The sequence below is a fragment of the Pseudomonas putida group bacterium ESBL64 genome (assembly GCF_045277175.1).
Taxonomy (GTDB): Bacteria; Pseudomonadota; Gammaproteobacteria; order Pseudomonadales; family Pseudomonadaceae; genus Aquipseudomonas; species Aquipseudomonas alloputida.
This window is the reverse complement of sequence record NZ_CP145799.1, coordinates 1,603,716-1,626,867: the sequence shown is the minus strand read 5'-3', so window position 1 is coordinate 1,626,867 and position 23,152 is coordinate 1,603,716. Positions and strand designations below refer to the sequence as shown.

Annotated in this window: 20 protein-coding genes; 17 read left to right on the top strand and 3 right to left on the bottom strand. The window is 63.8% G+C overall.

The window, feature by feature from the left end; all coding sequences use genetic code 11:
- Positions 1–236 precede the first annotated feature (236 nt).
- The 13 genes from V6093_RS07315 to V6093_RS07255 all read left to right on the top strand — a co-directional run bounded on the left by V6093_RS07315 (position 237) and on the right by V6093_RS07255 (position 16,717).
- Positions 237–1,031, top strand: coding sequence for an enoyl-CoA hydratase/isomerase family protein (locus V6093_RS07315; protein WP_108079257.1), 795 nt, complete (start codon positions 237–239; stop codon positions 1,029–1,031).
- 33 nt (positions 1,032–1,064) lie between these two features.
- Complete coding sequence (locus V6093_RS07310) at positions 1,065–2,225, top strand: acyl-CoA dehydrogenase family protein (protein ID WP_108079258.1); 1,161 nt, start codon at positions 1,065–1,067, stop codon at positions 2,223–2,225.
- Positions 2,226–2,242: 17 nt separating this feature from the next.
- A complete protein-coding gene (locus tag V6093_RS07305) occupies positions 2,243–4,351 on the top strand; it encodes an acetate--CoA ligase family protein (protein WP_108079259.1) in 2,109 nt (702 codons plus the stop codon).
- Between the two features lies 1 nt (position 4,352).
- On the top strand, positions 4,353–5,960 hold the full coding sequence (locus V6093_RS07300; protein WP_108079260.1) for a 5-guanidino-2-oxopentanoate decarboxylase: 1,608 nt from the start codon (positions 4,353–4,355) through the stop codon (positions 5,958–5,960).
- A gap of 34 nt (positions 5,961–5,994) precedes the next feature.
- Positions 5,995–7,224 (top strand): alanine racemase, encoded by a 1,230-nt coding sequence (gene alr / locus V6093_RS07295; protein ID WP_406669750.1) that lies wholly within the window; start codon positions 5,995–5,997, stop codon positions 7,222–7,224.
- 24 nt (positions 7,225–7,248) lie between these two features.
- A complete protein-coding gene (locus V6093_RS07290; protein WP_014860013.1) occupies positions 7,249–8,439 on the top strand; it encodes a pyridoxal phosphate-dependent aminotransferase in 1,191 nt (396 codons plus the stop codon).
- Positions 8,432–9,844 carry an aldehyde dehydrogenase family protein gene (locus tag V6093_RS07285; protein ID WP_265977757.1) on the top strand — a complete coding sequence of 471 codons (1,413 nt, stop codon included), beginning with the start codon at positions 8,432–8,434 and terminating at the stop codon, positions 9,842–9,844. The genes V6093_RS07290 and V6093_RS07285 overlap by 8 nt, the downstream gene beginning before the upstream one ends.
- A 43-nt stretch (positions 9,845–9,887) precedes the next feature.
- Positions 9,888–10,589: an NAD(P)H-dependent oxidoreductase gene (locus V6093_RS07280; RefSeq protein ID WP_014590556.1), complete on the top strand. Its 702-nt coding sequence runs from the start codon at positions 9,888–9,890 to the stop codon at positions 10,587–10,589.
- A 376-nt stretch (positions 10,590–10,965) separates the two neighbouring features.
- A complete protein-coding gene (locus V6093_RS07275) occupies positions 10,966–12,069 on the top strand; it encodes a polyamine ABC transporter substrate-binding protein (RefSeq protein ID WP_406669749.1) in 1,104 nt (367 codons plus the stop codon).
- Positions 12,070–12,103: 34 nt separating this feature from the next.
- Positions 12,104–13,516 (top strand): aminotransferase, encoded by a 1,413-nt coding sequence (locus tag V6093_RS07270; protein WP_047603058.1) that lies wholly within the window; start codon positions 12,104–12,106, stop codon positions 13,514–13,516.
- Positions 13,517–13,569: 53 nt separating this feature from the next.
- A complete protein-coding gene (locus V6093_RS07265; RefSeq protein WP_080580376.1) occupies positions 13,570–14,418 on the top strand; it encodes a helix-turn-helix transcriptional regulator in 849 nt (282 codons plus the stop codon).
- A gap of 153 nt (positions 14,419–14,571) precedes the next feature.
- Positions 14,572–15,804, top strand: a complete 1,233-nt coding sequence (gene eutH, locus V6093_RS07260; protein WP_004577508.1) for an ethanolamine utilization protein EutH — start codon at positions 14,572–14,574, stop codon at positions 15,802–15,804.
- A gap of 115 nt (positions 15,805–15,919) precedes the next feature.
- The gene (locus tag V6093_RS07255) at positions 15,920–16,717 is read left to right on the top strand and encodes a helix-turn-helix transcriptional regulator (protein WP_064493064.1); all 798 of its coding nucleotides are present in this window, start codon (positions 15,920–15,922) and stop codon (positions 16,715–16,717) included.
- 46 nt (positions 16,718–16,763) lie between these two features.
- Here the strand turns inward: V6093_RS07255 and V6093_RS07250 are convergent, their stop codons facing one another.
- The 3 genes from V6093_RS07250 to catR form a co-directional block, all read right to left on the bottom strand.
- Entirely contained in the window at positions 16,764–18,035 is a 1,272-nt protein-coding gene (locus V6093_RS07250) for a D-arabinono-1,4-lactone oxidase (protein ID WP_017148266.1), read from the bottom strand.
- Positions 18,036–18,063: 28 nt separating this feature from the next.
- Positions 18,064–18,831, bottom strand: a complete 768-nt coding sequence (locus tag V6093_RS07245) for an SDR family NAD(P)-dependent oxidoreductase (protein ID WP_012051983.1) — start codon at positions 18,829–18,831, stop codon at positions 18,064–18,066.
- A gap of 245 nt (positions 18,832–19,076) precedes the next feature.
- Entirely contained in the window at positions 19,077–19,949 is an 873-nt protein-coding gene (catR, locus tag V6093_RS07240; RefSeq protein ID WP_010954552.1) for an HTH-type transcriptional regulator CatR, read from the bottom strand.
- Between the two features lie 135 nt (positions 19,950–20,084).
- Between catR and V6093_RS07235 the strand changes: the two genes are divergently transcribed.
- The 4 genes from V6093_RS07235 (at position 20,085) to V6093_RS07220 (ending at position 23,105) form a co-directional block, all read left to right on the top strand.
- Positions 20,085–21,206, top strand: coding sequence for a muconate cycloisomerase family protein (locus tag V6093_RS07235; protein ID WP_047603051.1), 1,122 nt, complete (start codon positions 20,085–20,087; stop codon positions 21,204–21,206).
- 17 nt (positions 21,207–21,223) lie between these two features.
- Positions 21,224–21,514: a muconolactone Delta-isomerase gene (gene catC, locus V6093_RS07230; protein WP_047603050.1), complete on the top strand. Its 291-nt coding sequence runs from the start codon at positions 21,224–21,226 to the stop codon at positions 21,512–21,514.
- A 43-nt stretch (positions 21,515–21,557) separates the two neighbouring features.
- Positions 21,558–22,493 carry a catechol 1,2-dioxygenase gene (gene catA / locus V6093_RS07225; protein ID WP_047603049.1) on the top strand — a complete coding sequence of 312 codons (936 nt, stop codon included), beginning with the start codon at positions 21,558–21,560 and terminating at the stop codon, positions 22,491–22,493.
- Positions 22,494–22,610: 117 nt separating this feature from the next.
- Positions 22,611–23,105, top strand: a complete 495-nt coding sequence (locus V6093_RS07220; protein ID WP_014860023.1) for a GNAT family N-acetyltransferase — start codon at positions 22,611–22,613, stop codon at positions 23,103–23,105.
- Positions 23,106–23,152 lie beyond the last annotated feature (47 nt).

Sequence of the window (23,152 nt, the reverse complement as noted above, 5' to 3'; positions counted from 1 at the left end):
CCGCAGCTCGTCGCCGGCGGGTGTCAATCGCTGCATGTTCAGCACCTGTGAGATCGAGCACCGCCCGCGCGGCGCGCGATCTCACAGGCCATAAAGCCGTCACGACGAACGCCCTTGTGTAACGCCAAACACCGAGTTGTGCGAAGTTGTAACAGCCCATCCCGTCTTGTTGAACACTCGTTTAGTATCTTCCTCGTCAAGCCCTCCAAAACCATCACAACAACACCGAGGCCCCCATGACTACCCCGTCGTCGCCACTGTTGAGCAAGGTCGAAGCTGGCGTTGCCTGGATCACCCTCAACCGCCCCGAGCAGCGCAACGCGCTGGACATTCCCACCCTCAAGCAACTGCACGCCTTGCTCGACAGCCATGCCGACGACCCCGCCGTACGCGTGGTGGTGCTGACCGGCAGCGGCCGCAGCTTCTGCGCTGGCGCCGACCTGGCCGAATGGGCTGCCGCCGAAGCTGCCGGCACCCTGGAAAGCTATGGCTGGACCGAAACTGCCCATGCCCTGATGTTGCGCCTGCACAGCCTCGACAAACCCACCATCGCCGCCATCAACGGCACCGCCGTGGGCGGTGGCATGGACCTTAGCCTGTGCTGCGACCTGCGCATCGCCGCCGCCTCGGCGCGCTTCAAGGCCGGCTACACCAGCATGGGCTACAGCCCCGATGCCGGCGCCAGCTGGCACCTGCCACGGCTGATCGGCAGCGAGCAGGCCAAGCGCTTGTTGTTCCTCGATGAACTGTGGGGCGCCGAGCGTGCCCTGGCGGCTGGGCTGGTCAGCGAAGTCTGCGCCGACGAGCAACTGCCCGCCGTGGCGGCCGAGTTGGCCGGGCGCCTGGCCAATGGCCCGACGTTCGCCTATGCGCAGACCAAGCGGCTGATACGCGACGGTGCCCGGCGCACGCTGGCTGAACAGCTGGAAGCCGAGCGCCACGCCGGCCTGTTGTGTGGCCGCAGCCAGGATGGCGCCGAGGCCCTGCAAGCCTCGGTTGAACGCCGCGCCCCCCGTTTTACCGGCCAGTAATCCGATACCCGACCCTCATCAGGACCTTCGCAGATGAATTTCCAACTGACCCAAGAACAAGAAATGTTGGTGGAAGCGGTACGCAGCTTTGTTGCCAAGGAGCTGCTGCCCCATGAGGAAGCGGTGGACCGCGCCGACGCCGTGTCACCCGAACTGGCCGCACAGATCCGTGGCAAGGCCATCGCAGCCGGTTTTTATGCATTCAACATGCCCGAGGAAGTGGGAGGGGGCGGTCTGGACTACCTGTCCCAGGCGCTGATCGAACGTGAGCTGTCCAAGGTGTCCTGGGCGCTGCATGTCTTCGTTGCACGGCCGTCGAAAATCCTCATGGCCTGCAAGGACGAGCAGATCAACGACTACTTGCTGCCTTGTGTGCAGGGCGAGAAAACCGACTGCTTTGCCCTCACCGAACCGGGTGCCGGTTCCGATGCCAACGCCATCAAGACCCGCGCCGTGCGCCACGGCGATGACTTTGTCATCAACGGCAGCAAGCACTTCATCAGCCACGCCGGCCACGCCGATTTTGCCATCGTCTTCGCGGTCACCGACACCTACGAGCACAACGGGCGCAAGCGCAATGCGGTCACCGCCTTGCTGGTCGACCGGGGTACGCCGGGCATGACCATCCGCCGTGGTCCCAAGTGCGTGAGCAACCGTGGTTATCACACCTACGAGCTGTTCTTCGACGACTGCCGGGTGCCGGCCAGCAAGGTGCTGGGCGAAGTGGGCAAAGGTTGGGAAGTGGCCAATGCCTGGCTTACCGCCGGCCGGGTGATGGTCGCCGCCAACTGCGTGGGCCAGGCCCAGCGCGCCCTCGACCTGTCACTGCAATGGGCCGCCGACCGCAAGCAGTTCGGCCAGGCCATCGGCAGCTACCAGGGGGTGTCGTTCAAGCTGGCCGACATGGCCACGCAGATCCGCGCGGCCGAGATGCTCACCCTGCACACCGCCTGGAAGATGGACCAGGGCAACATGACCGACGGTGAGGCCGGCATGGCCAAGCTGTTTGCCAGCGAAGTGCTGGGCAAGGTCGCCGACGAAGCCGTGCAGATCTTCGGCGGCATGGGCCTGATGGACGAAGGGCCGGTTGAGCGCATTTGGCGCAACGCGCGTATCGAGCGCATCTGGGAGGGCACTTCGGAAATCCAGCGGCACATCATCGCCCGCGAACTGCTGCGCCCGCTGCTGCGCTGAGCGCCAGGAGAACACCCATGTCGCAATCGATTCGTGACAACCTCAAGCGCCTGCTGGCGCCCCGGCACCTGGCCTTCGTTGGCGGGCGCAGCATGGCGCGGGCGCTCAAGCGCTGCGCCGAAGGCGGCTTTGCCGGTGAGCTGTGGCTGGTCAACCCGCAGCATGAAAGCCTGGAAGGCATCCCCTGTGTGGCACAGGTGGCCGACTTGCCTTACGCCCCGGACGCGGTGTTCATTGCCACCAACCGTGAGCTGACCTTGCAGTGCGTTGCCGAGCTGGCTGCACGTGGTGCCGGTGGCGCCATCTGCTATGCCTCGGGCTTTGCCGAAAGCGGTGAGGAGGGCTGCCAGTTGCAGCAACGCCTGCTCGCTGCGGCCGGCAACATGGCCCTGCTCGGCCCCAACTGCTATGGCCTGCTCGACTACCTGCACGGTGCAGCCCTTTGGCCGGTGGCCCATGGCGGCGAGCAGGTGGAGAAGGGCGTGGCGATCCTCACCCAGAGCGGCAACTTTGCCTACAACCTGTCCATGAGCGACCGCTCGCTGCCGGTGGCCTACATGGCCTCGGTCGGCAACCAGGCGCAACTGGGTGTGGCCGAGCTGATGGATGTGCTGCTCGACGACCCACGGGTAACGGCCATTGGGCTGCATCTGGAAGGCTTGAAGAACGTGCCGGGCTTTGCACGCGCCGCCTACAAGGCATTGCAGCAGGGTACGCCGATCATTGCCCTGAAGACGGGCGTTTCGCAGATCGGCGCTGAACTGGCGCTCAGCCACACCAGCTCGTTGTCCGGCTCCGATGCGTTGTACGACAGCTTGTTCCAGCGCCTGGGGGTGATCCGCGTCAGCGGCCCGGTGAGCTTTGTCGAAACGCTCAAGGCCGCAGCCTGCGGACGCTTGCCGGCAGATGGCGAGCTGATTGCGCTGGCCTGCTCAGGCGGCGATGCCGGCCTGATTGCCGACTATGCCGAACGCAACCAGTTGCAATTGCCGAAGCTCGCGCAAGAGCAGGTGGCGGCACTGGCCGAGGTGTTGCCGGGCTATGCCAACCTGGTCAACCCACTGGACTTCACCACTGCCATCTGGGGCGATGAAGCCGCCCTGCAACGCATGCTCGAAAACACCCTGAGCGGCGCCGCGGGCGCGGCGATGCTGGTGCTGGACTACCCGGCGGCCTTCACCGGCGAGCGCAAGGAATGCGACCTGCTGCTGGGGCTGTACTGCGATGCCGTTGAACGCCACGGCAAGATCGGCTTCGTCACCTCGGCTTTCCCGGAACTGTTGCCTGCCAGTGCGCGTGAGCGCCTGCATGCGCGGGGCATCGCTGCCCTGCAGGGCGTGGAAGACGGCCTGGCGGCCTGGGGGCGCATCGTCGCTTACCAAAAGAACCGCCAGCGGTTACTGGACCAGGGCGAGGCTGCGCGGGTACCGCTGTGCCCCCAGGCCCTCACGGGCGAAAGCCGACTGTTGGACGAATGGCAATCCAAGCAGGCCCTGCGCGCCTTCGGTCTGCCGGTGCCGGCAGGTGTGCTGAGTACGCCCGAGCGCGCTGTGGCAGACGCCGCCCGCGTGGGATACCCGCTGGTACTGAAGGCGGTCAGCGCACAGCTGCCGCACAAGACCGAAGCCGGTGCGGTGGCGCTGAACCTGCGTGATGCCGCCGCCCTGGAAGCTGCACTGTTGCAGATGCGCCAGCGCATCGCTGCCTACGCCCCGCACGTCGCGTTCGACCAGGTACTGCTCGAACCCATGGCCGAGCCGCCGCTGGCCGAGCTGATAGTGGGCATCAAACGTGAACACGACTTTGCCCTGGCCTTGGTGATCGGTGCCGGCGGCGTGCTGGTCGAACTGCTCAAGGACAGTGTCAGCCTGTTGTTGCCCACCACCGACAGCGCCATCCGCGCCGCACTGCTGAACCTGCGCAGTGCCAGCCTGTTGCAAGGCTTCCGTGGCCGCCCGGCTGCCGACCTCGACGCCTTGGTCGCAGCTATCCGTGCGGTGGCCGACTACGCCTGCGAAAACGCCGGGCAGCTGTTGGAGCTGGATGTGAACCCATTGATGGTCGGTGCCCATGGCACCACCGCGGTCGACGCGCTGATCCGCCTCGGCCAGGCGCAAGGAGAATGACATGAATGACCTTACCCTGACGGCCGGCCAGGCGCTGGTGCGGTTGTTGGCCAACTACGGTGTGGAGACCGTGTTCGGCATCCCTGGGGTGCACACCCTGGAGCTGTACCGTGGCCTGCCGGGCAGTGGCATTCGCCATGTACTGACCCGCCACGAGCAGGGCGCCGGCTTCATGGCCGACGGCTATGCGCGGGTCAGTGGCAAGCCGGGGGTGTGCTTCGTCATTACCGGCCCAGGCGTGACCAACGTCGCCACCCCCATCGGCCAAGCCTATGCCGACTCGGTGCCGATGCTGGTGATTTCCAGCATCAACCACACCGCCAGCCTGGGCAAGGGCTGGGGCTGCCTGCATGAAACCCAGGACCAGCGCGCCATGACTGCGCCCATCACGGCGTTTTCTGCGGTGGCCCTGCAGGGCGACGACTTGCCCGAGCTGATCGCTCGCGCCTGGGCAGTGTTCGACAGCGAACGGCCGCGCCCGGTGCACATTTCGGTGCCGCTGGACGTGCTGGCGGCATCGGTCAGCCGGGACTGGAGCGACGAGGTGGTACGCCGTCCTGTGCGTGGCCAGCCGTGCCGCGAAACCCTCGAGCAGGCTGCCCTGAAGCTTGCCGCCGCCCAGCGGCCGATGATCATTGCCGGGGGTGGCGCGTTGCACGCGGCTGAGCAGTTGCAGCAACTCAGTACACGGCTGGCAGCGCCTCTGTTCACCAGCGTGGCCGGCAAGGGCCTGCTGCCGCCGCAGGCGCCGCTGAATGCCGGTTCCAGCCTGTGCGTGGAACCCGGCTGGCAGCTGATCAGCCAGGCTGATGTGGTGCTTGCCGTGGGCACCGAAATGGCCGACACCGACTTCTGGCGCGAGCGCCTGCCGATCACTGGCGAGCTGCTGCGCGTGGACATCGACCCGCGCAAGTTCAACGACTTCTACCCCTGTGCCATTGCCTTGCAAGGTGATGCCCGGCAAACCCTGGCCGGCTTGCTCGAACACCTGCCAGCACTCGACCGAGACCCTGCACAGGCCAGCGAAGCGGTGAGCGACCTGCGCCAGGCCATTCGTCATGGGCATGCACCGTTGCAGGCCACCCATCAGGCGATTCTTGACCGCATTGCCGCCGTGCTGCCTGACGATGCGTTCATCAGCAGCGACATGACCCAACTGGCCTACACCGGCAACTACGCCTTCGCCAGCCGGGCGCCGCGCAGCTGGCTGCATCCGACCGGCTACGGCACACTCGGCTACGGCCTGCCAGCCGGTATTGGTGGCATGCTTGCCACCGACCATCGCCCAGGCCTGGTGCTGGTGGGCGACGGCGGTTTCCTTTATACCGCCCAGGAGCTGGCCACGGCTGTAGAGGAACTGGACCGGCCGTTGGTGGTGCTGCTGTGGAACAACGACGCCCTCGGGCAGATCCGCGATGACATGCTCGGCCTGAACATCGAGCCGGTCGGCGTGCTGCCGCGTAATCCGGACTTCATCGGCCTGGCCCGTGCCTTTGGTTGCGCGGTGCGCCAGCCGCGTGATCTGGACGCGCTGCAGGCCGACCTGGCCAGCGGTTTCGCCACACCCGGCGTGACCTTCATCGAACTCAAACACACCTGCGTCTGTTAAGCCGCGAACAACCAAAAGAACAAGAGAAACCCACATGCCATTTCGCCGTACACTTCTGGCCGCATCCCTGGCCCTGCTGATCACCGGCCAAGCCCCACTGTATGCCGCCCCCCCGCTGTCGATGGACAACGGTACCAACGCCCTGACCGCGCAAAACAGCAATGCCTGGGTCGAAGTCAGCGCCAGCGCCCTGCAGCACAACATCCGCACGCTGCAGGCCGAGCTGGCCGGCAAGTCCAAGCTGTGCGTCGTGCTCAAGGCCGATGCCTATGGCCACGGTATCGGCCTGGTAATGCCATCGATCATCGCCCAGGGCGTGCCCTGCGTGGCGGTGGCCAGCAACGAGGAGGCCCGCGTGGTCCGCGCCAGTGGCTTCACCGGGCAACTGGTGCGGGTACGCCTGGCCAGCCTCAGCGAGCTGGAAGATGGCTTGCAGTACGACATGGAAGAGCTGGTGGGCAGCGCGGAATTTGCCCGCCAGGCCGATGCCATCGCCGCGCGCCATGGCAAGACCTTGCGCATTCACATGGCGCTCAACTCCAGCGGCATGAGCCGCAACGGGGTGGAGATGGCCACCTGGTCCGGCCGTGGCGAAGCGCTGCAGATCACCGACCAGAAGCACCTCAAGCTGGTCGCGCTGATGACCCACTTCGCCGTGGAAGACAAGGACGATGTCCGCAAGGGCCTGGCGGCCTTCAACGAGCAGACTGACTGGTTGATCAAGCACGCGAAGCTCGACCGCAGCAAGCTCACCCTGCACGCCGCCAACTCGTTCGCTACGCTGGAGGTGCCGGAAGCGCGCCTGGACATGGTACGAACAGGGGGCGCGCTGTTCGGTGACACCGTGCCGGCGCGCACCGAGTACAAGCGTGCGATGCAGTTCAAATCGCACGTGGCTGCGGTGCACAGCTATCCGGCTGGCAACACCGTGGGCTATGACCGCACCTTCACCCTGGCCCGTGATTCGCGCCTGGCCAACATTACGGTCGGGTACTCCGATGGCTACCGCCGGGTATTCACCAACAAGGGCCATGTGCTGATCAACGGCCACCGTGTGCCGGTGGTGGGCAAGGTGTCGATGAACACGCTGATGGTCGATGTCACCGACTTCCCGGACGTGAAGGGGGGCAACGAAGTGGTGCTGTTCGGCAAGCAGGCCGGGGGCGAAATCACCCAGGCCGAGATGGAAGAAATCAACGGCGCGTTGCTGGCCGACCTGTACACCGTGTGGGGCAGTTCCAACCCGAAGATCCTCGTCGACTGAAACCGCCAAAGAAGGGAGATTGCCATGCGCTACGCCAAGCTTACCCAACGCATCGCCGGCGACGGGGCTGCGGCCTGGGACATCCACTACCGCGCCCTTGCGCTGCAGGCCGAGGGTAAGGACATCCTGCTGCTGTCGGTGGGTGACCCGGACTTCGACACCCCCGCGCCTATCGTCGAGGCGGCCATCGACAGCCTGCGCGCTGGCCATACCCATTACGCCGATGTACGCGGCAAGCTGGCGCTGCGCCAGGCCATCGCCAACCGTCACCGGCAGCGCAGTGGCCAGGCGGTGAGCGTCGACCAGGTGACCGTGCTGGCGGGTGCCCAGTGCGCGCTGTTCTGCGTGGCCCAGTGCATACTCGACCCAGGCGATGAGGTGATCGTTGCCGAACCGATGTATGTCACTTACGAGGCCGTGTTCGGCGCCTGTGGCGCCAAGGTGGTACCGGTACCGGTCAAGCCCGAGAATGGCTTTCGCGTGTGCCCGCGTGACGTCGCCGAGCGCATTACCCCGCGCACCCGCGCTTTGGCGCTGAACAGCCCGCACAACCCTTCGGGGGCGAGCCTGCCGCGCGCCACCTGGGAGGCGCTGGCCGAACTGTGCATTGCCCATGATCTGTGGCTGATCTCTGACGAGGTCTACAGCGAGCTGCTGTATGAAGGCGAGCATGTCAGCCCCGGCAGCCTGCCGGGCATGGCCGAGCGCACTGCAACGTTGAACAGCCTGTCCAAGTCGCATGCCATGACCGGCTGGCGCATGGGGTGGGTGGTCAGCTCGACAGCACTGGCCACGCATCTGGAAAACCTCGCCCTGTGCATGCTCTACGGCTTGCCGGACTTCGTCCAGGATGCCGCCGTGGTGGCGCTGGAGCAGCCGTTGCCAGAGCTGGACGCCATGCGCGAAGCCTACCGCGAGCGGCGCGATCTAGTGTGCGAGCAGCTGGCCGGCTGCCCGGGCCTCAAGGCATTGAAGCCCGATGGTGGCATGTTCGTGATGGTCGATATTCGTGAGACCGGCGTAAGTGCCCAGGCCTTTGCCGACTACCTGCTGGACAGCCAGGGCGTGTCGGTGCTTGCCGGCGAAGCGTTCGGCCCCAGTGCTGCCGGGCATATCCGCCTGGGCCTGGTGCTGGGCAATGCGGCGCTGGTCGATGCCTGCCAGCGCATCGCCCGCTGTGCCGACGAACTGAAACGGGAGTACGGCCATGCGTGAGTACGCGCGGCTGTACATTGATGGCGCCTGGCAGGTGCCGAGCGGGCAGGGCATGGCTGAGGTGATCGACCCGGCCACCGAGCAGGCCATTGGCCGGGTACCCTTGGGCGCCGAGGCCGATGTCGAGCGGGCGGTGATGGCGGCGCGGCGGGCCTTCGATGGCTGGTCGCGCACACCGTCCAGCGTGCGCGCCGGGTACATCCGGGCATTGGTCGCACAGCTGAAAAACCGCGCGGCGCAAATGGCCGAGGTTATTACCGACGAGCTGGGCATGCCGGTGCAGTGGTGCCAGGCGGTGCAGGTCGAAGGCCCGATTGCCGGGTTGGAGCAATACGCCGAACTGGCCAGGCTGATGGACGAGGTGCGCGAAGTCGGCAATTCGCTGGTGTACCGCGAAGCCGTTGGCGTGTGCGCATTCATCAACCCGTGGAACTACCCGCTGCACCAGATGATCGGCAAGCTGGCGCCGGCCCTGGCTGCCGGGTGCACGGTGGTGGTCAAACCCAGCCAGGAAACGCCGCTACACGCATTTGTGCTGGCCGAAATGATCGACGCCATCGGCCTGCCGGCAGGGGTGTTCAACCTGGTCAGCGGCCCAGGTGCCAAGGTTGGTGAAGCCCTGGCCCGGCACCCGCAGGTGGACATGGTGTCGTTCACCGGCTCAACCGGTGCTGGGGTGCGGGTGGCACAAGCGGCCGCGCCGACGGTGAAGCGGGTGTGCCTGGAACTGGGTGGCAAGTCACCGTTGCTGATTACCGCCGATGCCGACCTGCACGCTGCGGTGCGCCATGGCGTGCAGGACGTGATGATCAACTCGGGGCAGACCTGCACGGCACTGACCCGCATGCTGCTGCCGGCCAGCCGCTACGCCGAGGCGCTGGAAATCGCCGAGGCCGAAACCCGCGCACTGGTCATGGGCGACCCGCGTGACCCCGCCAGTTTCCTCGGGCCGATGTGTTCGGCAGGCCAGCGGCGCACGGTGCTCGACTACATTCGCCAGGGCCAGGAGGAGGGCGCGCGCTTGTTGTGCGGTGGTAATCACGGCGGCTTCGAGCGCGGCTTCTACGTGGCGCCCACGTTGTTCGCCGACGTCGACAACCGCATGCGCATTGCCCAGGAAGAAATCTTCGGTCCGGTGCTGTGCCTGATCCCCTACGCCGAGGAGGCCCAGGCGCTGGCGCTGGCCAATGACTCGCCGTTCGGCCTGTCCAGCGCGGTGTGGGCGGGCAGCCGCGAGCACGGCCTGGCGCTGGCGCGGCAGATACGGGCCGGGCAGTGCTTCATCAACGGGGGCGGGTTCAACTACCAGGCGCCGTTCGGGGGCTACAAGCAGTCGGGCAACGGCCGCGAGTGGGGCGAAGAGGGCCTGGCGGAGTTCGTCGAGGTGAAAGCCGTACAGTGCTGAGCCACCGCTGGAAGACAACCTGTTTTGTGTAAGGAGAATGCTTGTGAATGTACTGATCGTCCACGCTCACCCCGAACCGCAATCGTTCACGGCAGCCCTGCGTGACCAGGCTGTGGAAACCTTCCGTGCCCAAGGCCATCAGGTGCAGGTCAGTGACTTGTACGCCATGGGCTGGAACCCGGTGGCCAGTGCCGATGACTTTACCCAGCGCGAGAACCCCGAGTACCTCGTGTATGCGCTGGAGCAGCGTCAGGGCGTCAAGCGCGGTGCCATTGCCGCAGATATCCAGCAGGAGCTGGACAAGCTGTTGTGGGCCGACTTGCTGGTGTTGAACTTCCCGATTTTCTGGTTCTCGGCCCCGGCCATGCTCAAGGGCTGGATCGACCGGGTGCTGGTGTCGGGGGTGTGCTATGGCGGCAAGCGCTTCTACGACCAGGGCGGGTTGGCTGGCAAGAGGGCGCTGGTGACCGTGACCCTGGGCGGGCGCGAGCACATGTTTGGCGACGGCGCGATTCACGGGCCGCTGGAAGACATGCTGCGGCCGATCCTGCGTGGCACGCTGGCCTATGTCGGGTTCGAGGTGCTGCCGCCGTTCGTGGCTTGGCATGTGCCTTATATCAGTGCTGATGCGCGGCAGGACTTTCTGCAGCAATACCGGCAGCGTCTGGAGCAGCTCTCGGACGACCAGCCACTGGTGTTCCCGCGCCTGGCGCAGTTCGATGAAGCGTTGTACCCGCTGACGTGACCTTTCTCTTGTACTGAGCACTGGGGCCGCGTTGCGGCCCTTTCGCGACACAAGGCCGCTCCCACAGGATTACCGCCAGCTTCGAAGGCTGCGCCGTCCTCCCACAGGATTACCACCAGCTTCGAAGGCTGCGCCGTCCTCCCACAGGATTACCGCCAGCTTCGAAGGCTGCGCCGTCCTTGTGGGAGCGGCCTTGTGTCGCGAAAGGGCTGCAAAGCAGCCCCAACATTTTGTCGGCATACGATGTTCTGCAAACCTTCCAGCGCCACCTGCCAAAAAACGACCACCCACACATTCGGGGTATGTCACCCCTGGACGAATCCACCGATAGTGAACCCATCGGCTCGATCCGGAGCACTCACACGATGGAGTTGCCATGCGCAAGGTACTGAAGGTGATTGGCGGTCTGCTGCTGGCGTCTGGCGCCAGCCTGGCCCAGGCGGCAGAGGTGGACAGTGGTAACACGTTACGGTTGTACAACTGGACCGACTACATCGGTGAAACCACCTTGGCCGACTTCGAGAAGGCCACCGGCATCAAGGTCATCTACGACACCTTTGATGGCTACGAAACCGTGCAGACCAAACTGCTCACCGGCCGTTCCGGCTACGATCTGGTCATGCTCAACGCCTCGCTGGTCCCCCCGCTGATCAGCGCCGGCGTGTTCCAGGCACTGGACAAGCAGCAACTGCCTAGCTGGCAAAACCTCGATCAGCAGGTGGTCAACAACCTGCAGGGCTACGACCCTGGCCTGAGGTACTCGGCGCCCTATACCTGGGGCAGCTCGGGGGTAACCTACAACGTCGACAAGATCACCGCGCGCATGCCCGACGCGCCGATCGGTTCGCTGGCCATGCTGTTCGACCCCAAGATCGTCTCGCGCTTCGCCGACTGCGGCGTCACCCTGATGGACGCGCCCACCGAGGTCATTCCGCTGGCCCTGCAGTACCTGGGCAAGGACCCGCGCAGCGCGTCGCCTGCCGACCTCAAGGCGGCCGAGCAACTGCTGCTGGGCATCCGCCCCTACATTCGCAAGTTCGACTCGGTCAACTACCTCACCAGCCTGCCCAACGGCGATGTCTGCCTGGCGCTGACCTGGTCCGGTGACTACGCCACCGCCCAGGCCCGCGCGGTGGAAGCGAAGAAGGACATCAAACTGTCGTTCTTCATCCCCCAGGAAGGTTCGCTGATCTGGTTCGACAACCTGTACATCCCCAAGGATGCGCCGCACGCGGCCAACGCCCACCGCTTCATCGAGTTTCTGCTGCAGCCGCAGACCATGGCCAAGGTCACTGACTACATCCACTACGCCAACAGCAACGCTGCTGCTACCGCGCTGGTGCGTGATGACATTCGCCAGGACCCGGCCATCTACCCCGACGCACAAACCCGTGAGCGCCTGTTCGCGCAGAAAACCCAGAGCCCCAAGGACATGCGCGCCATCACCCGGGTCTGGAGCACGGTCAAGACCGGTTTCTGAACACTGCCCAACGATTCCCGCCAAGGAGCTGCCCATGGCCACCCCAAGCAAAGCATTCGCTATCGCCCACGACCCGCTGGTGGAAGCCGACAAGGCCCACTACATGCACGGCTACCATGTGTTCGACGAGCACCGCGAGCAAGGTGCGTTGAACATCGTCGCCGGTGAGGGCGCCTACATTCGTGACACCCACGGCAACCGCTTCCTCGATGCCGTCGGCGGCATGTGGTGCACCAACATCGGCCTGGGCCGCGAGGAAATGGCCCTGGCCATCGCAGACCAGGTGCGCCAGCTGGCGTATTCCAACCCGTTCTCCGACATGGCCAACGACGTGGCCATCGAACTGTGCCAGAAGCTTGCGCAGCTGGCGCCGGGCGACTTGAACCATGTGTTCCTCACCACCGGCGGCTCGACCGCTGTCGACACCGCCTACCGGCTGATCCAGTACTACCAGAACTGCCGCGGCAAGCCACACAAAAAGCACATCATCGCCCGCTACAACGCCTACCACGGCTCCACCACCCTGACCATGTCGATCGGCAACAAGGCCGCCGACCGGGTGCCGGAGTTCGACTATCACCACGACCTGATCCACCACGTCTCCAACCCCAACCCGTACCGTGCCCCGCACGACATGGACGAGGCCGAATTCCTCGACTACCTGGTGGCCGAGTTCGAGGACAAGATCCTGTCGCTGGGTGCCGACAACGTGGCGGCGTTCTTCGCCGAGCCGATCATGGGCTCGGGCGGGGTGATCATTCCGCCCGAGGGCTACTTCCAGCGCATGTGGCAGCTGTGCCAGACCTACGACATCCTGTTCGTCGCCGACGAAGTGGTGACCTCGTTCGGGCGCCTGGGCACCTTCTTCGCCAGCGAGGAACTGTTTGGCGTGATCCCAGACATCATCACCACCGCCAAAGGCCTGACCTCGGCGTACCTGCCGCTGGGCGCGTGTATTTTTTCCGAGCGCATCTGGCAAGTGATTGCCGAGCCAGGCAAGGGCCGTTGCTTCACCCACGGGTTTACCTATAGCGGCCACCCGGTGTGCTGCACGGCGGCGCTGAAGAACATCGAGATCATCGAGCGCGAGCAACTGCTCGATCATGTCAACGACGTGGGGGGTTACCTTGAGCAACGCTTGCAGAGCCTGCGCGATCTGCCGCTGGTGGGGGATGTGCGCTGCATGAAGCTGATGGCCTGTGTCGAGTTCGTCGCCAACAAGGCCAGCAAGGCACTGTTCGCCGATGAGGTGAACATCGGCGAGCGCATCCACAGCAAGGCGCAGGAAAAAGGGTTGCTGGTGCGCCCGATCATGCACCTGAACGTGATGTCGCCACCGTTGATCATCACCCATGCGCAGGTGGACGAGATCGTCGAGACCCTGCGCCAGTGCATCCTCGAAACCGCGCGTGAACTCACGGCGCTTGGCCTGTACCAAGGCCGATGAACCTGGCGCAAAGGGCTGTGCGCGGGCGTGCCTGGCAGGCTAGACTGCCGGGCATGACCCAGGCCTCCCCCGATACCCCGCTTACCCTCACAATGGGCGCGCTGCAGCAGTGGCACGTGGCGTTGCAGCGCGCCCTGGCCCATGGCGAAACCCCCGAGGCGCTGGAGTATGTGGCCGCTGCCATCGGCCAGTTGGTGCAGGTGGAGTCGATGATGATCAGCCTTGAGTGCCAGGGGCGGGCACCGCAGTTGCTGTACCAGCAAGGCATTCCTGAACTGCACCGGGCTGCCGTGCTGGAGCGCTATTTCAGCGCCGGCTACCTGCTGGACCCTTTCTGCCTTGCCGTGCAAAGCGGCCTGGCCGAAGGCTTCTACCACCTGCAGGAAATCGCCCCCGACAACTTCTTCGACAGCGACTACTACAAGGCTTATTACCTGGGTACAGGTTGCAGTGAAGACAGCTACTACATCGTCGACCTCAGCGCAGGCCGCAAGCTGTCGCTGAGCCTGTTCCAGGGCTGCAGCGGCACGCGCCTGAATGCCGGGCAGGTCGACCTGTTGCGTGCGCTGGAGCCGATGGTGCGCGAACTGCTGGGGCGCTATGCCCGGCACAACCTGGAACCGGGCGCTGCATCAACCGAGCGCGGCAGCCTGCAGGCAGCGTTCGACAGCTTTGGCTGTCAGGTGCTGACCGACCGCGAACGGGAAGTGGCGCACATGATCCTGCGCGGGCACTCGGTGAAATCTACTGCGCAGGAGCTGGGTATCTCGCCGGAGACCGTGCGCATGCACCGCAAGAACCTGTACATGAAGCTCGGGATCAACTCGCAATCGGAGTTGTTTGCACGGTTTATCGACTGGTTACGCGGTGATCAGCTGGAAATCCATAGCGTAACGCGGTGATCAATTTTCTATACCTCCCGGTATATGGACAGCCCTGCACCTTGCCGCATAGCTTAACCCTCGACGGGGCGCGCCATGCTCAAGCCATAACAACAACGATGCCCCGTTACATTTCAGACCTGCCAACCCAAAACTCTAAAAATGAGGCGGCAAATGGAAAGCATCGGCACCTATGTCATCTACGTCATCATGGTGTGCGCGGTACTGGGTGCCGTGGCATCCATCTACAACCCCGAAGGCGAACTGGGCCAGGAGTTCATCGCCGGCCTGCACAGCATCGGCCCCATCTTTATCCCGGTAGCCGGCATCATGGCGGCGATCCCGTACATTTCAGCTGGTATCAGTCATGTGATCGCGCCACTGTTCCAGGCCATCGGGGCCGACCCTGGCATCGCCGGTCCCATCTTCATCGCCTCGGACATGGGCGGCTACCAGTTAGCCAAAGCGCTGGCGCAAAGCCAGGAAGGCTGGATCCTCGGCCTGATCACCGGCTTTCAGTGCGGCGCCACCATCATCTTCGTCATTCCGGTCGGGTTGGCCATGCTGCGCAAGGCCGACCACAAGTACATGGCACTGGGGATCATGGCCGGGCTGCTGACCATTCCGCTGAGCATCATGATCATTGCCATGACCATGCAGGCGCTTGGCCTGAGCGTGCGTCCGGACATCGCTACCACTGGCGCCGCTACCCAGGCACTGCACTTCACCTGGGCAATGCTGCTGCGCAACCTGATGCCGTTGATCCTGTTTTGCATTGCCCTGGCAGCAGCATTGCGCTACTTCCCCACACTGATGGTGTACCTGTTCCTCAAGCTCGGCCAGTTCATGTACATCGCCGTGGTTCTGGTGCTGGTAGCGTCCATCGTGCAGTACTTCACCGGCCTGTTCAGCCACCTGTTCGGCAGCTGGGGTTTTGCGCCGATCATCGCCGATGCCGATGATCAGTTTCGCGCCTTGGAAATTGCTGGCTACATCGGCCTGATGCTGTGCGGGGCGTTCCCCATGGTGCACTTGCTCAAGCGCTTCCTGGCGCGGCCAATCGAACGGGTGGCCTCGCGCTTTGGCATGTCTGGTGTCGGTGCGGCCGGGGTATTGGCGGCCTCGGCGAATATCCTGGCCATGTTTCGCTTGGTCAGCGAAATGCCGCCCAAGGACAAGGTATTGGTGATCGCTTTCTCTGTGTGCGCCGCGTTCACCTTTGGCGACCACATGGCCTTCTCCGCCAACTTCCAGCCCTCGCTGATACTGCCGTTGATGATAGGCAAACTCAGTGGCGGCCTGATCGCCATGCTGCTGGCCAGTTGGCTGGCGGTGCCCAAGGCGCAGGAGTTGGGGCGTCAGGACGCTGCCGCAGGTGTCTGCAAGGGGGTGGCCGAGCCGTCCTGAGCAAAAGCGTCATGCGCATGATCCGGAGCGTCCTGGGCGCTCCGGATTTTGTGTTTTTAACCGATCAAGGCGGTAAGGTCATGCAGGCCTTCGGTGCATGAGCGTGTGGTGAACAATGACAAAAGATGAGGCAAACGAGTTGGCAGCGGTGATCGAGGCGATCGGCAGCGAACAGCTGGGACCGGCGCTGGATGCGTGGCTGCGCAGCAAGCTGACGTTCGACATGAGTTGCGCCTACCTGTTCCAGTTCAATCAACCAGCACTGCTGGTGCATAACGGGTACAACCGTACGGTCACGGAGCGTACGTTGAACGCCTACGTGCGCGGCGGCTACCTGCTTGACCCGTTCTACGTTGCTTGCGTCAACGAGCACCCAGCCGGGCTATGGCGCATGAGCGAACTGGCACCTGACTGCTTCTTCTCTTCAGGGTTTGCCATTTCCAAGGACATCCACCCCTGCGTGTCGTCCGACTATGGGACGGCGGTGGATGAGGTGGGCTTCATCATTCCCCTTCGGCCCCGGTTGGCGATCGTCTATTCGCTGATGCGCAACCACGGCAGCGGGGATTTCGGTGCAGGAGAAATGGACCTGTTGGCTGCAATGTCGCCGCTGCTGGCTTCGGTTTTTGGTCAGCACTGTCGATTGCGTTACGCTGATATCCTGCGCGCAGCACCAGAGGGGGTGGTGCTGGAGGACGCCTTCGTAGAGATCTTGCAAGGGCAACTGACTGAAACCCAGCGCCTTATCGCCAAGTTGTTGTTACAGGGGCACAGCAATGCGTCGATTGCGCGGCAGCTGAATATTTCCGATGGGACGGTAAAGGTGCACAAGCACAACATCTATCAGCGCCTGGAAATTTCATCCAACGCCGAACTGTTTCGCCTGTTTATCGATTATCTGGCCAAGGGCTGATACAGCAAGGGGCTGCAAAGCAGCCCCTTGCTGTATCAGGTACAGGTCACCTGAACAGCGGACTCAGGTGCTCGCTGAGGTAGATCCCTTGCGGATCGAGCTGGCGGCGCAGCTTACGGAAGTCCTCGGCACGCGGGTATATTGCACTCACATCTTCACCCGTCAGGAAATGCAGCTTGCCCCAGTGCGGTCTGGCGCCATAGGAACGCAGGATCTGATCCACCGCCCGCAGATAGTCCCAGTAGTCGGTACCCGGCTGGCCGGACACCGAAATGGTCACGCTGTCCTGCTCGAAGAATGGGCTCATCCACGCCCCGTCACCGGCAGTAAAGCGGTACTCGATGGGGTAGATGGCCTTGGGGAAGTCCTCCAGCATCAGCTTGCGCACGGCCCGCAACGCTTCCTTGCTGTGGCGCAACGGCACAGCGTATTCCAGCTCGTGAAAGTTGGGCAGGTACTCGATCGGGTACACATCCGAGCTGTAGGCCACTTTCTCGAACTCGCTTTCCCAGATCGGGTGGCCGGTGATGTCCATGACCTTCACTTCGCAGACATCGGTGGTGCGCCCGCTTGTAGAGGTGGCGGCGGTATCGGGTAGGCAATAGCAATGCCGGCTTTGCTCGTAGGGGCACCAGAAGAAGCTGAAGTGGCGGTGTTTGCGTGCCAGTTCGTCGTGCTTTTCCATCACGCTTTCGAAGTCTTCGCGCCAGATGCGCTCGTGCAGGTTGAAGCTGTCGGTCACCTGCAAGGTCAGTTCGGAAACAATGCCCAGTACGCCCAGCGACACCCGACCCGCTTGTAGCAGGTCAGGGGTGCTTTCGTCGACCACGAGTATTTCGCCATTGGGTTGCACCAGCTTCATGCCGACAATCGACGAGGCCAGGTTGCCGAGGGTCAGACCGGTGCCGTGGGTACCGGTAGTCAATGCGCCTGCAATCGACTGGCTGTCGATGTCGCCCTGGTTGACCATTGATAACCCGGCGGCACGCAATGTCTTGCCCAAGGCATTGATGGTGGTGCCGGCGGCAGCGGTGACGCGCTTCCTCTCGTGGTCGATATGGCGTACGCCGCTCATGTTGGCCAGGGTCAGGTGCAGGCCATTGGTCAGTGCCACCGGGGTGAAGGAATGCCCCGAGCCGGCCACGCGCACGTTCATGCCATTGCTGCTGGCCTGGCTGACCATTGAGCACAGTTCGTCCTCGCTGGCCGGTGCTCCGCGTGCTGTACGGATGCAGGACTGGTTACCGGCCCAGTTGCGCCAGTGCGCGTGTTCAAGGCCGAATTCGTTTATATGCATGTTGTTGGAAGAGGTGCTCACATCGTTCTCCTGCCGGTTGTTCTTGTAATCAGAGGGCGGTGTAGCCATTGTCGGCAAACAGGTGCGCACCGTTTACGAAACTGGCGTCGTCACTGGCCAGGAACAAGGCTGCGCTGGCGACTTCCGAGGGTTGGCACAAGCGCCCCTGGGCGGCAGCGATGGCCTGTTCGCTGACGTCCACGCCATGTTTGCGCAACATATCGATCTCGCGCAGGCCGTGGGCGGTGGCGATGAAGCCCGGGCAGATGGCATTGGCGCGAATGCCTCGGTCGCGAAACTCCACAGCGATAGCCCGGGCGAACATATGGGTGGCACCCTTGCTGGTGCAATACAGCACCTCCATCGGCGTGCCCACCACTGCCGAGATGGATGAAGTGCAGACGATACTGCCGCCGCCGGCCGCGAGCATGCCCGGCAACACCGCGCCGGTGACCAGGAACATGCTCTTCACGTTCACGGCCATGATCCGGTCCCATTCTTCTTCACTGGTTTCCAGGAAGGGCATGGCCGACAGGATGCCCGCGTGGTTCATCAGCACGGTGATGTGGCCGAATGCCTCTTCTACGGCCGCCACCGCGGCCTTCACTTGTTGTGCGTCCGAGACATCGGCGGCGGCGAAGATGGCCTGGTAACCTGCATCACGCAATCGCCTTGCAACTTCGGCGCCCTTGCTGCCGGGCAGGTCGACAATGCCTACCCTTGCCCCTTCTGCCGCGAACAGCTCCGATGCGGCCAGCCCGCAGCCACCCGCACCGCCAGTGATCAGCGCCACCTTGCCGTTAAGACGTCCAGCCATGTTCGACTCCCGATGATTTTTGATTGACTGTCTTGGGCCCGGGCGTTTCGCGATTCGCGTGCCGGAGCATGAAACAGATCATCGGGAACATCCATATACCGATGGGTATACGGGGCACGCATAGGCAATGGGGCAGGGCTATAGAGTCCCTGTGGGGCCTGCCCGCGAAGCAGGAGAACCGGTGCATAGCACGGGCTTTGCCCGTGTTCGCCGGCGCGTCCGCTCCCACAAGGTGCATGGTGTGTTCATATTGCCTGTTGCTCGATCAACGCCAGGCACCGCTGCACGATCGGGCTTACATCACCCTTGCGCCGGCTGAGGATGATGGGGCTGACGGCGCCGCTATCAAGCAGGCCGACATACTCGATATCGGGACGGTGCTGCTGCTGTACCGATGCTGGCACCAGGGTCACCCCGACGCCAACCGCTACCAGGCCGATGGCGGTCTGTAGTTCGTTGGCCCACTGGCTGACACGAATGCTCATGCCGTGGTGGGCGAACAGCGCCAGCACGTGGTCGGCATAGCTGGGCCGGGGATTGGCCGGGTAGAGGATGAACGCTTCGCCAGCCAGCTGGGCCAGACTGAGCGGGCTGCCCGCCAGGGGGTGGCCCTTGGGCAGCACGGCCACCAGTGGGTCCTCGCACAGCACCTGCTGGTGAATCACCGGGTCGTCGATGCGAATGCGGCCGAAGCCAATGTCGATACGCCCGCTTTTCAGCGCCTCCACCTGTTGCAGTGTGGTCATCTCGTTCAGGCCCAGTTCCAGCTCGCTGTCCTGGCGAAGTTCGCGGATCAGCTCCGGCAGCACGGTGTACAGGGTAGAGGGCGCAAAGCCGATGCCCAGCCACTGGCGCTGGCCCTGGCCGATGCGGCGGGTGTTGTCGCTGATGTTCTGCAACTGCTGCAGCACGGTGCAGGTCTGTTCGTAGAAGAAACGGCCGGCCTCGGTCAGCCGCAGCGGACGTTCGCGCACCACCAGCAGGGTGCCGAGCTGGTCCTCCAGCTGGCTGATCTGCCGGCTCAGGGGTGGCTGGGCGATGTGCAGCAGCTCGGCGGCGCGGGTGAAGTTCAGGGTCTCGGCCAAGACTTTGAAGTAACGCAGGTGGCGCAGCTCCATCAGACCTCCAGGGTATGGTGGGAGATTCATTTGATATTGGACGGTCGTCAGGGTCTCGCGCAATCCTTCAACAATCAAGTAAACGCATCACTCGGGCCTACGACTGTAAGCCCTACCTGACGGGACCTGGCAACAATGACAAGCGCGCTGATTGAACACATAGATGCAATTATCGTCGATCTCCCGACCATTCGCCCGCACAAGCTGGCGATGCACACCATGCAGCAGCAGACCCTGGTGGTATTGCGACTGCGCTGCAGTGATGGCGTGGAAGGCATCGGTGAAGCCACCACCATCGGTGGCCTGGCGTATGGCTACGAAAGCCCCGAAGGCATCAAGGCCAACATCGACGCGTACCTCGCCCCGGCGCTGATCGGCCTGCCGGCAGATAACATCAATGCCGCCATGCTCAAGCTGGACAAGCTGGCCAAGGGCAACACCTTCGCCAAGTCCGGCATCGAAAGCGCCTTGCTCGACGCCCAGGGCAAACGCCTGGGCCTGCCGGTCAGCGAACTGCTGGGGGGCCGCGTGCGTGACAGCCTGGAGGTGGCCTGGACCCTGGCCAGCGGCGACACCGCCCGCGACATCGCCGAAGCCCAGCACATGCTGGACATTCGCCGGCACCGGGTGTTCAAGCTGAAAATCGGCGCCAACCCGGTGGCCCAGGACCTCAAGCATGTGATCGCGATCAAGCGCGAGCTGGGTGACAGCGCCAGCGTGCGGGTCGACGTCAACCAGTACTGGGACGAGTCCCAGGCCCTCCGCGCCTGCCAGGTATTGGGCGACAACGGCATCGACCTGATCGAGCAGCCGATCTCGCGCATCAACCGTGGTGGCCAGGTGCGCCTGAACCAGCGCAGCCCGGCACCGATCATGGCCGATGAGTCGATCGAAAGCGTCGAGGACGCCTTCAGCCTGGCCGCCGACGGCGCCGCCAGCATCTTCGCCCTGAAAATCGCCAAGAATGGTGGCCCGCGCGCGGTGCTGCGCACTGCACAGATCGCCGAGGCCGCTGGCATTGCCTTGTACGGCGGCACCATGCTCGAAGGTTCGATCGGCACCCTGGCTTCGGCCCACGCATTCCTCACCCTGCGCCAGCTCACCTGGGGTACAGAGCTGTTCGGGCCGCTGCTGCTGACCGAGGAGATCGTCAACGAGCCGCCGCAATACCGCGACTTCCAGCTGCACATCCCCCATACCCCAGGCCTGGGCCTGACGTTGGACGAACAGCGCCTGGCGCGCTTCGCTCGTCGCTGACAAGCAAGGAGATAACCATGTTGTTCCACGTAAAGATGACCGTGAAGCTGCCGGTCGACATGGACCCGGCCAAGGCCGCCCAGCTCAAGGCCGATGAAAAGGAACTGGCCCAGCGCCTGCAGCGCGAAGGCACCTGGCGCCACCTGTGGCGCATTGCCGGGCATTACGCCAACTACAGCGTGTTCGATGTGCCCAGCGTCGAGGCGTTGCATGACACGTTGATGGAGCTGCCGCTGTTCCCGTACATGGACATTGAGGTCGACGGCCTGTGTCGGCATCCCTCGTCTATTCACAGCGACGATCGCTGATTCGCACCTGTATGCCTGACAAGAACAATACGAGGTAAGCACGATGACCGTGAAAATTTCCCACACTGCCGACATTCAAGCCTTCTTCAACCGGGTGGCTGGCCTGGACCATGCCGAAGGAAACCCGCGCTTCAAGCAGATCATTCTGCGTGTGCTGCAAGACACCGCTCGGCTGGTCGAAGACCTGGAAATCACCGAGGACGAGTTCTGGCACGCCGTGGACTACCTCAACCGCCTGGGTGGCCGTAACGAGGCAGGCCTGCTGGCTGCTGGCCTGGGCATCGAGCACTTCCTCGACCTGCTGCAGGATGCCAAGGATGCCGAAGCCGGCCTTGGCGGCGGCACCCCGCGCACCATCGAAGGCCCGTTGTACGTTGCCGGGGCGCCGCTGGCAGAGGGCGAAGTGCGCATGGACGACGGCACTGACCCAGGCGTGGTGATGTTCCTTCAGGGCCAGGTGTTCGATGCCGACGGCAAACCGTTGGCCGGTGCCACCGTCGACCTGTGGCACGCCAACACCCAGGGCACCTATTCGTACTTCGATTCGACACAGTCCGAGTTCAACCTGCGTCGGCGTATCATTACCGATGCCGAGGGCCGTTATCGCGCGCGCTCGATCGTACCGTCGGGGTATGGCTGCGACCCGCAGGGGCCAACCCAGGAATGCCTGGACCTGCTCGGCCGCCATGGCCAGCGCCCGGCGCACGTGCACTTCTTCATCTCGGCACCGGGGCACCGCCACCTGACCACGCAGATCAACTTTGCGGGCGACAAGTACCTGTGGGACGACTTTGCCTATGCCACCCGTGACGGGCTGATCGGCGAACTGCGTTTTTTCGAGGATGCGGCGGCGGCGCGCGACCGCGGCGTGCAAGCAGAGCGCTTTGCCGAGTTGTCATTCGACTTCCGCTTACAGGGTGCCAAGTCGCCTGACGCCGAGGCGCGAAGCCATCGGCCGCGGGCGTTGCAGGAGGGCTGAGTTCAAGGTTGTGTCACTGTGATTTTGCCTGGGGCTTTCCGTGCGGGGAGGTCCCGGGCTTTTTGTCGTCAGGGGCGGGTGATCTAGAATCGTCTTTTTGTTCAGGCCTCCTACACCATGCTCCCCATCGCGCTGCTGCCAACCACCCTCGACCAGGCTTCGCTGATCCGCAATCTCTACCAGTTCTATTGCTACGAGTCCTCCGACTGGGAGCAGGAAGACGTCGAGGCGGATGGCCGTTTCTACATCCACGAGGAGCACCTGCAACGCTACTGGCAGGACGACGGCTGGGGCGCGTATCTGGTGCTGGTGGACGGATTCATCGCCGGCTTCGTCCTGGTCGAGCGTAGCGAACTGCCTGGCATCGATGCGCAGGAACTTGCCGACCTGTTTATTTTGAAGAAGTACCGTCGCCAGGGCATCGGCCAAGCGGTGGCGTTGCAGTTGCTGAGTGGCGAGGGTGACTGGCTGCTGCGTTGCTACGCGCAGGATCTGCCCGCCGTGGCTTTCTGCAATGCCGTGCTGGCGAGCCTGCCGCGGCCGGCGCAGGCTATCCCCTTGGGGGATGAGCCGGACTTGCTCAATTTCCTGGTGACCGGCACCCGCCATTGAGGGGGCGCCTTTTCGTTGGTGCGGATAAGGGATAGCGCCATTTTTGT